Annotated in this window: 12 protein-coding genes; 11 read left to right on the forward strand and 1 reads right to left on the reverse strand. The window is 66.2% G+C overall.

Annotated elements, in window-relative coordinates; all coding sequences use genetic code 11:
• The first annotated feature begins 51 nt into the window (after nt 1–51).
• From B8V81_RS17015 to B8V81_RS17065, 11 genes are all read left to right on the forward strand, one after another.
• A complete protein-coding gene (locus B8V81_RS17015) occupies nt 52–1,614 on the forward strand; it encodes a leucyl aminopeptidase (protein ID WP_028599923.1) in 1,563 nt (520 codons plus the stop codon).
• Between the two features lie 93 nt (nt 1,615–1,707).
• On the forward strand, nt 1,708–2,670 hold the full coding sequence (locus B8V81_RS17020) for an aldolase catalytic domain-containing protein (protein ID WP_028599922.1): 963 nt from the start codon (nt 1,708–1,710) through the stop codon (nt 2,668–2,670).
• Nucleotides 2,671–2,836: 166 nt separating this feature from the next.
• Nucleotides 2,837–4,477: a response regulator gene (locus B8V81_RS17025; protein ID WP_028599921.1), complete on the forward strand. Its 1,641-nt coding sequence runs from the start codon at nt 2,837–2,839 to the stop codon at nt 4,475–4,477.
• Complete coding sequence (locus B8V81_RS17030) at nt 4,474–6,309, forward strand: cache domain-containing sensor histidine kinase (protein WP_052333460.1); 1,836 nt, start codon at nt 4,474–4,476, stop codon at nt 6,307–6,309. Before B8V81_RS17025 ends, B8V81_RS17030 begins: the two co-directional genes overlap by 4 nt.
• The gene (locus B8V81_RS17035; protein ID WP_101808817.1) at nt 6,293–7,345 is read left to right on the forward strand and encodes a substrate-binding domain-containing protein; all 1,053 of its coding nucleotides are present in this window, start codon (nt 6,293–6,295) and stop codon (nt 7,343–7,345) included. Before B8V81_RS17030 ends, B8V81_RS17035 begins: the two co-directional genes overlap by 17 nt.
• A gap of 186 nt (nt 7,346–7,531) precedes the next feature.
• Nucleotides 7,532–8,581, forward strand: a complete 1,050-nt coding sequence (locus tag B8V81_RS17040; protein WP_028599919.1) for a galactose ABC transporter substrate-binding protein — start codon at nt 7,532–7,534, stop codon at nt 8,579–8,581.
• 142 nt (nt 8,582–8,723) lie between these two features.
• Complete coding sequence (locus B8V81_RS17045) at nt 8,724–10,241, forward strand: sugar ABC transporter ATP-binding protein (RefSeq protein ID WP_028599918.1); 1,518 nt, start codon at nt 8,724–8,726, stop codon at nt 10,239–10,241.
• Between the two features lie 31 nt (nt 10,242–10,272).
• Entirely contained in the window at nt 10,273–11,316 is a 1,044-nt protein-coding gene (mglC, locus tag B8V81_RS17050; RefSeq protein ID WP_052333458.1) for a galactose/methyl galactoside ABC transporter permease MglC, read from the forward strand.
• Nucleotides 11,317–12,955: 1,639 nt separating this feature from the next.
• Nucleotides 12,956–13,885, forward strand: a complete 930-nt coding sequence (locus B8V81_RS17055) for an amidoligase family protein (RefSeq protein WP_164820183.1) — start codon at nt 12,956–12,958, stop codon at nt 13,883–13,885.
• A 21-nt stretch (nt 13,886–13,906) separates the two neighbouring features.
• Nucleotides 13,907–14,521 (forward strand): hypothetical protein, encoded by a 615-nt coding sequence (locus B8V81_RS17060; RefSeq protein WP_101808818.1) that lies wholly within the window; start codon nt 13,907–13,909, stop codon nt 14,519–14,521.
• Entirely contained in the window at nt 14,518–14,709 is a 192-nt protein-coding gene (locus tag B8V81_RS17065; protein ID WP_028599915.1) for a hypothetical protein, read from the forward strand. Before B8V81_RS17060 ends, B8V81_RS17065 begins: the two co-directional genes overlap by 4 nt.
• Before the next feature lie 193 nt (nt 14,710–14,902).
• Here B8V81_RS17065 and B8V81_RS17070 read toward each other — a convergent pair whose 3' ends face one another.
• Nucleotides 14,903–15,205, reverse strand: coding sequence for a hypothetical protein (locus tag B8V81_RS17070; protein WP_028599914.1), 303 nt, complete (start codon nt 15,203–15,205; stop codon nt 14,903–14,905).
• Nucleotides 15,206–15,331 lie beyond the last annotated feature (126 nt).

A 15,331-nucleotide genomic window follows, 5' to 3' on the forward strand; every position in this document is an offset into this window, starting at 1 on the left:
TGCGTTTTGGACCCGCATGGATCGAGGGAAAGCGAAAGGAAGCGGAAACGAATGAACAGGACCATCACTTTTTCTCATAAGGTTTCGGAGGCGGCGGAAGCGGCCGGCGCGCTGATCGTGCGGCCGGTGGCTCCGGCCGAGCTGCAGGAGGACGCGGCCGGAGGCGGCCTTGGAGCCGGCGACCCGCTCGCGGTTCCCGCCGTGCGGGAGGCGCTGCGCCGCAGCTATCGGCTCGGCGCCTTCAAGGCGGCGGCGGAGCAGACGCTGACGATGCCGCTGCTCGGCCTGCATGAGGCGGAGGCGGCCGTGTTCGTCGGCCTCGGCGAGTCGTTCGCGACGGGCGACGGGCTGCGCCGCCTCGGCGCGGCCGCGGCGCGGGAGCTCAAGGCGCAAAAAGCGGAGCGCGCCGTGCTGCTCGTGCCGCTGCAGCTGCATGACGGCGTAGGCGACAGCCTCGGCACGGCGCAGGCGGCCGCGGCATTGGCCGAAGGGCTGACGCTCGGCGGCTACGAGCGCGCCAAGTCGCGCTCCGGCGAGCCGCCGGCGGCGCGGGAGCTGCAGATCGAGCTGCAGCTGTGCGGCGGCGCGGACGAAGGCCGGGCGGCGGCCTGGAACGAAGGGTTCGCGCGCGGCCAGCTCGCCGGCGAGGCGGTCGCCTGGGCGCGCGATCTCGTGCATCTGCCGGGAAGCGAGCTGACGCCGGAGGCTTTGGCCGAGGAAGCGGAGCGGCTCGCGGACGAGGCGGAGCTCGACGTCGAGATCATCGACGAGTGGACGGCGGGAGAGCTCGGCATGGGCGGCCTGCTCGGCGTCGGCAAAGGCAGCGTCCATCCGCCGCGCATGATCGTGCTGCATTACGAGGGCGATCCGGACAGCGTCGAGAAATGGGGCCTGATCGGCAAGGGCATCACGTTCGATACCGGGGGCTACTCGCTCAAGCGCGCTCCCGGGATGGAGGATATGATCGGCGACATGGGCGGCGCGGCGGCGGTGCTCGGCGCGATGCGGATCATCGGCAAGCTCAAGCCGAAGGCCAACGTCGTCGCGGTCATCCCTTCGGCCGAGAACATGATCTCCGACCGGGCGTTCAAGCCGGGCGACGTGCTGACGATGATGAACGGCATGACCGTGGAGATCGTCAACACGGACGCCGAGGGCAGGCTCGTGCTCGCGGACGGGATGACGACCGCGATCCGGCGCGGGGCGACGAAGCTCGTCGACGTGGCGACGCTGACCGGCGCGGTCGTGTCGGTGCTCGGCGACACGGCCTCCGGCATCCTCGGCAACGACGAGACGCTGAGCCGCGAGCTGGAGGAAGCGGCGATCCGCAGCGGCGAGCGCGTCTGGCCGCTGCCGGCCTATGCCGAATTCCGCCGCAAGCTCGACAGCGCCGCCGCCGATCTGAAAAACGGCGCGGGCCGGGAAGGCGCGGCGAGCATCGCCGGCCTGTTCATCGGCGCGTTCGCGGAGGACAAGCCTTGGGTGCATATCGACATCGCCGGCACGTCGTGGATCGGCCGGCCGCGCGGCTGGGAGAGCAAGGGCGCGACCGGTGTCATGACGCGCACGCTCGCGGAGCTCGTGCTGCGGGACGGCGGCATGGAGCTTCGCTGAGACGGAGCCGGCACGACAAATCTTTTGCGTTCTTTACCGATTTCCCGTATCATAGGATGAACGTTACCTTACCATGTTAGGAGTTCTGCGATCATGTCCGCCAAAACGACCCCAAGCAAAATTGTCGACTGCACCGTCCGTGATGGAGGCCTCGTGAACAACTGGGACTTCAGCATCGAATTCGTGCAAGATCTATACCGCAGCCTGGACGAGGCCGGCGTCGAGTATATGGAGATCGGCTACAAAAACTCGCCGAAGCTGCTCAAGGGCGCGGATGCCGCAGGCCCTTGGCGCTTCCTGAACGACGACTTCCTGCGCAAGGTGCTCCCGAACAAGGGCCGGACGAAGCTGTCCGCCCTCGTGGACATCGGCCGCGTCGACGAGAGCGACGTGCTGCCCCGCTCGGAGAGCATGCTCGACCTGATCCGCGTCGCCTGCTACATCCAGGACGTGGACAAGGCGCTCGAGCTCGTGGAGCTGTTCCATGAGCGCGGCTACGAGACGACGCTCAACATCATGGCGCTGTCCAACGTCATGGAGAACCAGCTGATCGAGGCGTTCGACGCGATCCGCGAGAGCGTCGTCGACGTCGTGTACGTCGTCGATTCCTACGGCAGCCTCAAGCCGAGCGACTTCGGCTACCTGATCGACAAGTTCAAGCAGCATCTGCCGAACAAGAAGCTGGGCGTGCATACGCACAACAACCAGCAGCTCGCGTTCGCCAACACGCTGCTCGCCGTCGACAAGGGCGTCGAGTTCCTCGACGCGAGCGTATACGGCATGGGCCGCGCCGCCGGCAACTGCAACACGGAGCTGCTCGTCGCCCATCTGCCGGGCACGAAGTACAGCGTCCGCCCGGTGCTGGAGATGATCGAGAAGCATATGCTGCCGCTTCGCCAAAAGGAAGAGTGGGGATACATCATGGAGTACATGGTGACCGGCCTGCTCGACGAGCATCCCCGCTCGGCGATGGCGCAGCGCGGCTCGGACAAGCAGGACCGGATCGTCGATTTCTACGATCAGCTGACGACCCCCGAAGTGCTGCACGGCAAATAAGCCGCCGTCCGCTCCGCCCGGAGCCTGCGAAGCCGCCCCTGACGACCGCCACGGTCGTCAGGGGCGGCTTTTTCGCGTCTGCACGCCCAATAAGTATGCGTTTACAACAGAGACGCGACCTGCTATTGTTTTAGTTCCGAGAGACAAGAGGGCAGGAGAGGATCGCATGTACCGAGTGTTGCTGGCCGATGACGAGGCCGATGTCCGAGAAGGATTGCGGGCGGAGATCCGCTGGGAGGAGTGCGGCTTCGAGGTCGCGGCGACGGCCGAGAACGGCCTGGAGGCGCTGGAGCTGGCCGAGCGGCTGCTGCCGGACGTCGTGCTGACGGACATCCGCATGCCGTTCGTGGACGGGCTCGAGCTCGTCCGCCGGCTGCAGGCGGCCTTGCCGCTGGCCAAGACGGTCATCCTGACCGGCTACGACGAGTTCGACTATGCCCGCCAGGCCGTCTCGCTGAGCGTCGACGAGTACCTGCTCAAGCCGTTCACGGCGGCGAGCCTGACGGAGCTGCTGCGCGGACTTAAGGAAAGGATGGACCGCGAGCGCGCGGAGCGCGAGGACGCGCGCGAGCTGCGGGAGCACTATTACCGGAGCCTGCCGCAGCTGCGCGGGCAGTTCCTCAGCTCGCTGCTGTATCGCCGCTACCCGGAGGCGGCCATTCGGCGCAAGGCCGAGCAGTATGGCCTGAGCCTGGACGGGGAGGGCTGCTCGGTATCCGTCGTCCGCATCGGAGAGCTGGAGGAGGACGCGGGCACGGAGGGCTCGCTCCGGCAGTCGCCGGACGAGGAGCTGAAGCTGTTCGCCGTGCTCAACGTCGCCGAGGAGATCTGGTCGGCGGCGCGGCGCGGCATCGCTTTCCTCCATCAGGACAGCATCGTGCTCATGGACTTCGGCATCGCGGAGGCCGGCTGGAAGGAGAGCTGCCAGCAGACGCTGGAGCAGCTCGCGCGCAGCGTCGAATTCTACCTGCGGCTGCCCGTGACGATCGGCACCGGCCTGCCCAAGCGCAGCCTGTCCGAGCTGCAGGAAGCGTACGAGGAAGCGCTGCTCGCGCTCGACTATCGGCTCGTGCCCGGCATGGACCGGCTCGTCTTCCTGCAGGACGTCGAGCGCCGGCCGTCGGAGCCGCTGCGCTTCGACGAGCTGCGCGAGCAGGCGCTCGCGCGCTGCCTCAAGGTCGGCACGGCCGAGGAGCTGGAGGCGCTGCTGGCGGACATTCTCGGCGAGATTCGGGAAAGCCATACGTACAGCGGCATCCAGATGTACCTCATGGAAGTGCTGACGGCGATCTGCCGCACGGCCCAGTCCGCCGGCGTCGAGCTCGAGGAGCTGCTCGGAGCCGGAGCGCAGCCGTATGCCGAGCTGTCCCGGCTCGCCGGACTCGGCGAGGCGAGGCGCTGGCTGGGGGAGCTCGGCGCGGCCGTCATGCAGCGCATCGCCGGCACGCGCCAGCATGCGTACAAGGATCTGGTGGAGGAGGCGATCCGCTTCACCCGCGCGCATCTGCATGATCCCGAGCTGTCGATCGCGAGGGTCTGCTCGCATCTGCATATCAGCGCCGGCTATTTTTGCGGGCTGTTCAAGCGCGAGGTGAAGCTCACGTTCCTCCAGTACGTGCTGCAGCTGCGCATGGAGCTCGCGCAGGAGCTGCTGCGCTCGACCGAGCTCAAGGCGTTCGAGATCGCCGAGCGGATCGGCTTCTCCGAGCCGAACTACTTCAGCTTCTGCTTCAAGAAGCATACCGGCACGACGCCCAAGGAATACCGCAGCCGGGCCAAGGAAGCGGAAGCGGGGCCGCTGCCGTGAAGCGGCCGACGCTCAAGGAGGCGGCCCGCTTCAAGGAGCGGGTGCGCCATTCGCGCGTCAGCAGCATCCAGTCGATCGTCACCTGGTCGTTCTCCGTCATGATCGTCATCGCGATCGGCACGGTCGCCTTCCTGCTGCACGACAAGTTCTCCGCATCGGCGGAGCGCAGCGCCTTCACCTCCTCCAGCCAGATCGTCGATCAGGTCAGCTACAACCTCGAGGACTACGTGCGCGGCTTGTCGAGCTTTTATCGGGCGATCGAGCAGAACCTGCTGGACAAAGGCCGATGGGACGGCAGCGAGGTCGACACGCAGCTCGACACGCTCATGGGCAGCCGCGACGACATCGTCTCGATCGCGCTGTTCGCCGAGGACGGCACGCTGCTCAAAAACCGCCCGGCCGCGGAGCTGCGCCCGAGCGCGAACGTGACGGGCCAGGGCTGGTTCCAGGCGGCGCTGCGCGTGCCGGACCATCTCGGCTTCTCGCTGCCGCATATCCAGAACCTGTACAAAGGCGGCTATCCGTGGGTCGTCAGCATGAGCAAGCGCGTCACCGTGCAGCAGGACGGACAGGCGCAGGAGGTCATCCTGCTCGTCGACATCAACTTCAAGCAGATCGACGAGCTGTGCAGCCGCATCAGCCTCGGCCGGCAGGGCTACGCCTACATCATCGACGAGGGCGCGGGCAACATCGTCTACCATCCGCAGCAGCAGCTCATCTACATGGGGCTCAAGCGGGAGAACGTCGAAGGCGCGCTCGTCTCCTCCGGCGACTATGTCGAGGAGCTGGACGGAGAGCGCAGGCTCGTCACCGTCAAGTCGGTCGCCAACATCGGGTGGAAGATCGTCGGCGTGAGCTACCTCGACGAGCTGCTCACGACGCGGGAGGAAGTGAACCGCTACCTCGTGCGCGTCGTCGCCGCCAGTCTCGTGCTCGTGCTGCTCTTCGGCATGCTGCTCGCCCGCTCGATCATCCGGCCGCTCAAGCGGGTGGAGAAGATGATGCGCTCCGTGGAAAGAGGCCAGTTCGACGTCGAGCTGCCGGTCGAGGGACCGCTCGAGGTCGAGCGGCTGTCGCGCCGCTTCAATCTGATGGTGCACAAGATCCGCCAGCTCATGGGGCAGATCGTGCTGGAGCAGGAGTCCAAGCGGCGGCATGAGCTGGAGGCGCTGCAAGCCCAGATCAATCCGCACTTTCTGTACAACACGCTCAACTCGGTCGTGCGCATGGCGGCGATGAGCCGCGGCGAGGAGGTCGTCACGATGATCACCTCGCTGTCCAAGCTGTTCCGCATCAGCCTCAGCCAAGGACGCACGCTCATTTCGGTCAAGGACGAGCTGGAGCACGCGCATCATTACCTCACGATCCAGCAGCTGCGCTTCGGCCGCAAGTTCACGTTCGCCATCCGGGCGACGGAGGAGGCGGAGCGCTGCCGGACGCTGAAGCTCGTGCTGCAGCCGCTGCTGGAGAACGCGATCGAGCACGGGCTCGAATATTCGGCGGATGAAGGGCGGATCGAGGTGCAGGCGTTCGTGGAAGACGGCGTGCTGACGCTGCTCGTCGAGGACAACGGCGCCGGCATGGCGCCGGAGGCGGCCGCGCTGCTGCTCAGCGGGGAACGCGGGAGCGCGGAGGCGCCGGAGCGCCGGCCGTCGCGGACGGGCAAGGGCTCCGGCGTCGCGCTGCGCAACATCCACGACCGGATCCGGCTGAATTACGGAGCGGCGTACGGCCTCGAGTTCCGCAGCGAGCTCGAGGAGGGCATGACGGTGACGGTGCGCATTCCGGCGGAAGCCGCAGAGGAGGAGATCGACGATGAAAAGCAGCCTTGAGCGACTCGGACGGCGCTCCTTCGCGCGCATCCGCCGCCTGCGCGGGCTGTCGGCCGGCTCGCCGGACTCCGCATGGCTGTCCGCGCGGCTCCCGGCCGCCCTGCTGCTCCTGCCGCTGCTCGCCGCCGCCGGCTGCTCCGGCTCCGCCGCGCCTGCCGCGCCGCCGCCGCCCCGTCTGGCCGCGCTGATCGCGCCGCAGTCGGACGGCGCGCTAGCCGGCGCGATCCGGCTCGGCGCGGAGGCGGCGGCCAAGGAATACGGATACCGGCTCGACTACGTCGAGAAGGCGGCGGGACGCCCCGGGGCCGGCCAGGCGGAGGCGGCCGGCCGCGCGCTGAAGGAAGGCGCCGAAGCGCTGCTGCTCGATCCCGACAGCGAGCAGCAGCTGGCCGAGGTCGTGAAGCTCGCGCATGCGGCCGGTGCGGAAGTCATCACGCTGAGCGACGCCTATCCGGTCAGCGGAGTGGCAAGCGCGGTGACGATCGACAACCGCGAGGCCGGCCGCCAGGCCGGCGCGGCGATGGCGGAGCTGCTCGGCGGCTACGGGCGCGTGGCCGTGCTCGGCGCCGACTCCTCCGCACCCGGCTACGAGGAGCGGCATGCCGGCGTGCTGGAAGAGCTCGCCCGCCATCCGGCGATCACGGTCGCCAAGGGCTACTCCTGCGGCTCCTCCTCCGACGGCTGCAGCGAGGCGGCGCGCCAGCTCATGGACGAGGCGGACGGCATCGTCGCGCTGCAGGAGCAGGGCGTGCTCAGCTCGGCGCGGGAGTCGCTTCGACGCGGCGCTTCCTCCGAGGTGAAGATCGTCGGCTTCGGAAGCGAGACGGAGCAGCTGGAGCTGCTGCAGGACGGCGTCATCGACCGGCTCGTCGTGCAGAGCGGCTTCAACGCCGGCTATCTCGGCATGCGGCAGGCCGACCGGCTGCTGCGCGGAGAGAAGCCGGAGGCGAGAGTCGCGCTCGCGACCAAGGCGGTCAGCCCGGACAGCATGTTCTGGATGGACAATCAGAAGCTGCTGTTTCCTTTCGTCAAATAGGCCCGTACGGGCCTATTTTTCGTCTGTCTGTAAAAAGCTGATGAAGATTTCGATAGAAAGCAGGAAGATTTTCGATTCGAAAAAAGCGCAAGCCCTTTCATAATAAGAGCATGAGAACGGACGGCGGCGCCGAGAAGGCGATCGCTGCCGAACCCCCATCCTACATCCTTCAGGAGGTCATTCCTTATGAAAAAACAAGCGGCACTCGCGGCGGCGCTCGCGGCGGTCATGGTGACGGCGGCCGGCTGCGGCGGCAACAACGGCGGCGGCAACGCGGGCGGAGACTCCGGCAGCGGCGGCGACCAGCCGAAGATCGGCGTGGCGATCTACAAGTTCGACGACACGTTCATGACCGGCGTGCGCAACGCGATGACGGCGGCGGCCGAGGGCAAGGCGCAGCTCGACATCGTCGACAGCCAGAACGCCCAGCCGACGCAGAACGAGAAGGTCGACCTGTTCATCTCCAAGAAATACAAGGCGCTGGCGATCAACGCGGTCGACCGCACGGCGGCCGGCGTCATCATCGACAAGGCCCAGGCGGCCGACATTCCGGTCGTGTTCCTGAACCGCGAGCCGGTCGCCGAGGACATGAACAAGTGGGATAAGGTGTACTACGTCGGCGCGAAGGCGGAGGAGTCCGGCACGCTGTCCGGCCAGATCATCGCCGACTACTGGAAAGCCCATCCGGAAGCGGACAAAAACAAGGACGGCGTGCTCCAGTACGTCATGCTGCAGGGCGAGCCGGGCCACCAGGACGCCGAGCTGCGCACGAAGTACTCCATCCAGGCGATCGAGGACGCCGGCATCAAGGTCGAGAAGCTGGAGCAGGATACGGCGATGTGGGACCGCGTCAAGGGCCAGGACAAAATGCAGGCTTGGCTCGCGGCGCGCGGCGAGAGCATCGAAGCGGTGCTGGCCAACAATGACGACATGGCGCTCGGCGCGATCGAGGCGCTGAAGGCGGCGGGCTACTTCTCCGGCGACAAGTTCATGCCGGTCGTCGGCGTCGATGCGACCGCTCCGGCGATCCAGGCGCTGCAGGACGGCACGCTGCTCGGCACCGTGCTCAACGACGCCAAGAACCAAGGCGGCGCGACGGTCGCCCTGGCGACGGCGCTGGCCAAAGGCGAGACGCCGACGAAGGAGAACACCGGCTACGACATCACCGACGGCAAGTACGTCTGGATCGCCTACAAGAAGATTTTGAAGGACAACATCGCCGACGCCCAGCAATAAGCGGGACTCGGCCAGGGAGCCCGCAGCCCGGGACGCGGCGGGCTCCCTTTTGCATCCCGCCGGCGCTCGCCGGCACGGCAGGGCCGCTCCGCGGCCGTCCCGTAGGCCGTCCGACTTTTTCCCAGCAAAGGAGGCGCGAGCGATGAGCTCCCCTTATCGATTGGAGATGCGCGGCATCTCCAAAGCTTTTCCCGGCGTGCAGGCGCTGAGCGGGGTCAGCCTGAACGTGCGCCCCGGCACGGTCCATGCCCTCATGGGCGAGAACGGCGCCGGCAAATCGACGCTCATGAAATGCCTGTTCGGCATCTACAAGCCGGATGAAGGCGAGATCCGTCTCGACGGCGAGCGCGTCGACATCCCGAATTCCAGGGCCGCGCTGTCGCATGGCGTGTCGATGATCCACCAGGAGCTGCATCCGGTGCCGCATCGCAGCGTCATGGAGAACATCTGGCTCGGGCGCTTCCCGCTCAGGGGCATCTGGCCGCTGCGGCTCGTCGACGAGCGCCGCATGCGCCGCGACACGCAGGCGCTGCTGCTCGATCTCGGCCTCGACATCGACCCGCAGGCGCAGGTCGGCAGCCTGTCCGTCTCCAAGATCCAGTCGCTGGAAATCGCCAAGGCGGTGTCGTTCCAATCCAAGGTGATCGTCATGGACGAGCCGACGTCGTCGCTGACCGGCAACGAGGTCGAGCAGCTGTTCGAGATCATCGAGAAGCTGCGCAGGCGCGGCGTCTCGATCATTTACATCTCGCACAAGATGGAGGAGATCCTGCGCATCTCCGACGACGTGACGATCATGCGCGACGGCAAGTACATCGGCACCTGGGAGGCGTCCGAGCTGACGACCGACCTGATCATCAGCCGCATGGTCGGCCGCGATCTGAGCGAGCGCTTCCCCGAGCGCAGCAACACGCCTTCCTCGGTCATCCTGAAGGCCGACGGCCTCACGTCGACGAATCCGATGTCGTTCCAAAACGTCAGCTTCGAGCTGAAGCGCGGCGAGATTCTCGGCGTCGGCGGACTCGTCGGCGCGCAGCGGACCGAGCTGATCGAGGCGCTGTTCGGCCTGCGCCAGCTGAAGTCCGGCACGATCGAGATCGACGGGCGCAAGGTCAGCATCAAGTCGCCGGCCGACGCCAAGAAGCACGGCATCGCGCTGCTGACCGAGGAGCGGCGGACGACGGGCATCTTTCCGGTGCTGTCCGTGTACGAAAATACGATCATCGCCAACCTGGGCCGCTACCGCAGCCGGCTCGGCCTGATCGACGAGCGCAAGGGACGGCGGGAGGCGGCCGACAACGTCGCCAAGTTCCGCACGAAAACGCCGGGCGTGGACACGCAGATCCGCAACCTGTCGGGCGGCAACCAGCAGAAGGTGCTGCTCGCCCGCTGGCTGCTCACCGATCCGGAAATCCTGCTGCTCGACGAGCCGACGCGCGGCATCGACGTCGGCGCCAAGTTCGAGATCTACACGATTATCGCCGAGCTGGCGCGCCAAGGCCGCAGCATCGTCATGATCAGCTCGGAGATGCCGGAGCTGCTCGGCATGTCCGACCGCATCATGGTCATGAGCGAGGGACGGATGACCGGCATCCTCGACGGACGCAAGGCGACGGAGCAGGAAATCATGCGGCTGGCCGCGCAGCAGCGGATGGCTTAGCCAGGAGGGAACAGCATTCATGAGCACTCAAATGAACACGCCGGCGAAAAAGCCGGCCGGCCAGGCGGTCCTGGGCTATCTGAAGCATCTCGTCACCAACCGGGCGATCTTCCTCGTCCTCATCCTGCTCGTCGTCGCGATCGCGATCATGGACCCGACGTTCCTGGCGTACTCGACGCTGCGCGACATCCTGCAGCAGAACTCCACCCGCGCGATCATCGCGCTCGGGGCGGGCTTCGTGCTCATCACCGGCGGCACCGACCTGTCCGCGGGCCGCGTCGTCGGCCTGACGGCGGTCGTCTCCGCCTCGATGCTGCAGGTGGACACCTATGCGGCGAAGTTTTTCCCGAACCTGCCCCAGCTGTGGGTCGGCATCCCGATCGTCGTCGGCATCGTCGCCGGCCTGCTCGTCGGCTGCGTCAACGGCTTCATCATCGCCAAGCTCAAGGTGCCGCCGTTCATCGCCACGCTCGGCACGATGGTCGCCGTGTACGGCATCAACTCGATCTACTTCGACTCCGATCCGAACCAGTCGCAGCCGATCGCCGGCCTGCGACCGGACTTCACCAAGATCGGCACCGGCTCGATCCACTTCGGCGGAGGCTACACGCTTCCGTACATTGTGCTCATCGCCGTCGGCGTCGGCCTGATCTGCTGGGTCGTCTTCAACAAGACGCGCCTCGGCAAAAACATGTACGCGATCGGCGGCAACGTGCAGGCGGCGCATGTGTCGGGCATCAACGTCGCCCGCAACCTGATCTTCATCTACGCGATCGCCGGCGCCCTGTACGGCCTCGGCGGCGTGCTCGAGGCGGCGCGCACCGGCGGCGCGACGAACAACTACGGCAACATGTACGAGCTGGACGCGATCGCGGCCTGCGTCGTCGGCGGCGTGTCGACGGCCGGCGGCATCGGCACCGTGCCGGGCATCATGGCCGGCGTGCTCATCTTCGGCGTCATCAACTACGGCCTCACGTTCATCGGCGTCAGCCCGTACTGGCAGCTCATCATCAAAGGGCTCATCATCGTGGCGGCGGTCTCGTTCGACATCCGCAAATACGTCGCGAAGCGGTAGGCCGCGCGGGCGTGGGGCCAGATGCCCGGCGCAAGGCAGCGCGGCAAAGCTGGGCGCGGCAAAGCCGGGTTGTGCAAGCGCGGGGAAGCGCAAAGCAAGGCTAGTAGACTGGGCGCGGCCATGCAAGGTTGGGCAGGTCAAGGCTAGGTTGGGCAAGACAAGGCTAGGTTGGGCAAGACAATGCAAGGTTGTGCAAGTCTTTGCAACGCAAGGTGAGGCAAATGATCGCAAGGCGAGGAACGGGCAGCTGCCCGCTCCTCGCCTTGCCTTTTTGCGAGTTACAGCGTCTCGCCAGCCCGTCTTCAAGCTGTAACCCGAAAAAATCGGGTTACAGCGGTTCACCAGCCTGTCTTTCAGGCTGTAACCCGAAAAAATCGGGTTACAGCGGTTAACCGGCCCGTCTTTCAAGCTGCAACCCGAAAAAATCGGGTTACAGCGTCTCGCCAGCCCGTCTTTCAGGCTGTAACCCGAAAAAATCGGGTTACAGCGGTTCACCAGCCTGTCTTTCAGGCTGTAACCCGAAAAAATCGGGTTACAGCGTCTCGCCAGCCCGTCTTTTCGACTCTAACCGACACGCCTGCCTACCGGAGTTACTTGATTAGCCTCACAACTCCGACCGTTTCGACCCCCGCTAGCCCGGGTTACTCGGTTTTTCCGCTTAACTCCGACGGGTTCGGCACTCACTTGCTCGAGTTACTCGGTTCTTCCGCGTAACTCCGACTGGTGCAGCCTCCGCTAACCCAAGTTACTCGGTTTTTCCGAGCAACTCCGACGGGTGCGGCACTCACTTGCTCGAGTTACTCGGTTCTTCCACGTAACTCCGACTGGTGCAGCCCCCGCTAACCCAAGTTACTCGGTTTTTCCGAGCAACTCCGACGGGTGCGGCACTCACTTGCTCGAGTTACTCGGTTCTTCCGCGTAACTCCGACTGGTGCAGCCTCCGCTAGCCCGAGTTACTCGGTTTTTCCGAGCAACTCCGCCCGATTCGGCCCCCGCTAGCCCGAGTTACGCGGTTTTTCCGAGCAACTCCAACCGTTTCGGCCTCCGCTCGCTCGAGTTACTCGGTTTTTCCGCGTAACTCCGATGGGTTCGGCCTCCGCTAGCCCGAGACGAGAGAGGCCGACGTCCTTTGGATCGCGCGAGCGATTTCGATACGGGCCCAAGTCGTTGCAGCCTGGGTAAGCTCCAGCAAGTGGGAGCTGCTTTCAGGCTCTTTTCGCAGCGGCCGTTCATGACAAATAATCCTGCTGGATAAGGTGCTAGGTGCGGTCTGGAGGTTATGGTAAACTATTCCCAAACGAACGGCGAGGGAGGAAGGACGATGACGAGAGACAAGGTGCCCCGTTAATCCCGTAAGAAGACCGGAGCAAAAACTGGGGCCGACGTCCGCGTACGCGCCAGATCCGGCTGCAATGTCGGCGCCCGTACAGTCGTCAGAGCTAGCTGCAATGTCGGCGTCCGCACAGGCGATAGAGCCGGCTGCAATGTCGGCGTCCGCACAGGCGTCAGATCCGGCTGCAATGCCGGAATTCGCGCAAACGTCGATGCCGTCGCTCGCGGAGCCGAGCGTGCCCGCGCTCCTCCCTGCGCTTTCCTGTCCGGTCGGAACGGAGGAAACGTAAAAGGGAGGATGGCGAGAATGAGAGAACGGAACGAGTGGAACGTTGCTGACGGAATGGAGGAGCGCTGGCGGGAGCTGCGCTTCGGGCTGGAGATCGAGTTCGTCGGCGGCGAGCCGGAGCGGCTGGAGCTGCTGCCGGGCTGGACGATGGCGCTGGACGAGAAGCAGATCGACGGAGACGGAGAGGCGTCGGGCAGCGAGCTGCAGTCGCCGCCCCTCCGCTGGGAGCAGCTCGATCAAGCGGAGGCGATGCTGGAGCGGCTGAGGCGGCAAGGGGCGCAAGCCAATTGGAGCTGCGGCCTGCATGTGCATGTAGGGCTGGAGCCGTTCGGCGAAGCCGCGCTCCCCGCGCTGCTGGAGGCGGCGCTGAGCTCGCAGGAAGCGCTTAGCTCTCTGCTCGGCACGAGCCCGCATCGCCGCTTTTATGCGCCGCCGATCACGGCGGAGATGGCGGAGGCTTTCCGCGCCAGCGGCGATCTGGCGGCGCTGAGGCGCAGCGGACGGCCGCAGTCCCATCGCTGCGGCATCAATCTGAGGCCGTGGAGCGAGATCGGCACCGTCGAGATCCGCTACGCGAACGGAACGCTCGAGGCGGCCGAGGTCAGGCGCGTCGTCGAGCTCTGCCTGCGGTTCGTGGACGGCGCCTGCAGAGGGCAACGCCTGCCGGATGAGCCGGCGGCTTTGGCCGCCGCGCTCGGCGCGCCGTCCGGCGGTTACCCGCCGCGCGCCGATCCGCCTCGCTGGCATCGCGAGCGGATCGCGCTCGAGAACGCCCTGCTGCCGCAGCTTACGGCACAGGCGGCGGAGCTCGTGCCCGGCGGCGAGATCCATCACATCGTCGCTGCGGACGGCGGCGTCATGGTAGCGGTCGAGGATGAAGAAGGCTCGCTGCATCGGTTCCGCTGTGCGCTTGCCGCCGGCGGACTGGAGCCGCTGGGCGACGGATAATCAGGAGGGAGTGGAGTCCGGATGGAAAGGGAACTTCAGGAAATTCAGGTCAGGCTGGCCGCAGAGCTGGCTGCCGCGCTGCAGGAGCGCAGGCTGCCGCTGGCTCCGGACGGGAATCCGATCGTCGAGGAGCGCGAGCGGCGTCTCGACCGGGAGGCGGCGCGGCTGCTGGAGCTGCGTGAGCGCCGGATCGGGGAGGAGGAGTCGAGGCTGCGGCTGCTGGCGCTCGTATCGGGCCTGCATTTGCGCAACGGCAGCTTGAACCGCTCGCATGAGCTGTCGCAGGAGCTGGACGGTCCCGACGGCAGCTATCTGCACGGGATGATGCACCGGATGGAAGGGGACTTTTCCAACGCGAAGTATTGGTTCCGGCTCGCCGGCCCGCATCCCCGCGCCGAGACCTGGCGCCGCCGGACCGAGCAGCTGCTCGACGGCACGCCGGATGCGGAGCCGGCTCTCGCCCGCCGGCTGCGCCGCGAGCCGGGCGTGGACCCGGCGCTGCTGACGGACCTGGCGGCCGCCTCCGCGCTGACCGGCCATGCCGGAGCGGATACGCCGCTGCTGGAGCGGGTTCAGGAGCTGGAGCTGGAGCTGCTGCTGGAGGCGCTGGCTGAAGTCGGCGAAGACCGGTCATGAGCGAAGGAATGCTGCCGGTCGTGTGGCTGCTGATCGCCGTCGCGCTCATGGCCCAGCCGGTCTACCGTCTGACCCGGCGCATCCGCGAGCTGGAGGACAAAGTGCGGGAGCTCGAGGCGGAGGTCCGCTCTCCGAGCCGGAGACGGAACAACCTGCGCGTGCTCGACGGGGGAGACAAGGAGAGCTGATGCATGTCAGGCCTTGCCTGCCCGGGAGCGGCCGCATTTTTGAAAAGGGGCGGTTCCAAAGGTCGTTTTCATTGACCTTCGGAACCGCCCCTGCTTTTTCAACATGCAAGAGGCAGCCGGCGCGCCGCGAGCGACGTGCCGGCTGCCTCTTGCTTGGAATCGCGGTCGGCCCGGAGCCGCGCCGGCCTCCGGCCTAAACGCCGATCAGCTCGCCGTCGCCGCGCAGCGCGGCGGCCCGATGGAGCTTGTTCGCATGGAAGTAAGCCGTTCCTTCCAGCCTGCGGCCGTCCTTCGTCAGCGCGGACACCTCGACGCCGATGTCCGATGCCGTATAGAAATAGTCCAGCAGCTCGCTGTCGGCCACTCCGTTCACGTCGATATACCACAGCCTCGAGCCGGCGTCCGTGACGAGCGCCAGCTCGGCCGATTCCATCTCCAGCTCTTTCGTCCAGCCGCCATGAGTCAGCGTCAACAGCAGCAGCGGATACGTTTCCATGTCGATTTCTCTCCCGTCTGCTCCTGATTGTACCTGCGGCACTGCCGCGATGCAACCTTTCGGAGCGGGCGTCCGTCCATCACAGCAAGATCCAGAATTGGGTCTTGATCCCACAGGAAAGCAACC

This window comes from Paenibacillus pasadenensis (genome assembly GCF_002864175.1).
GTDB lineage: Bacteria > Bacillota > Bacilli > Paenibacillales > Paenibacillaceae > Paenibacillus_O > Paenibacillus_O pasadenensis.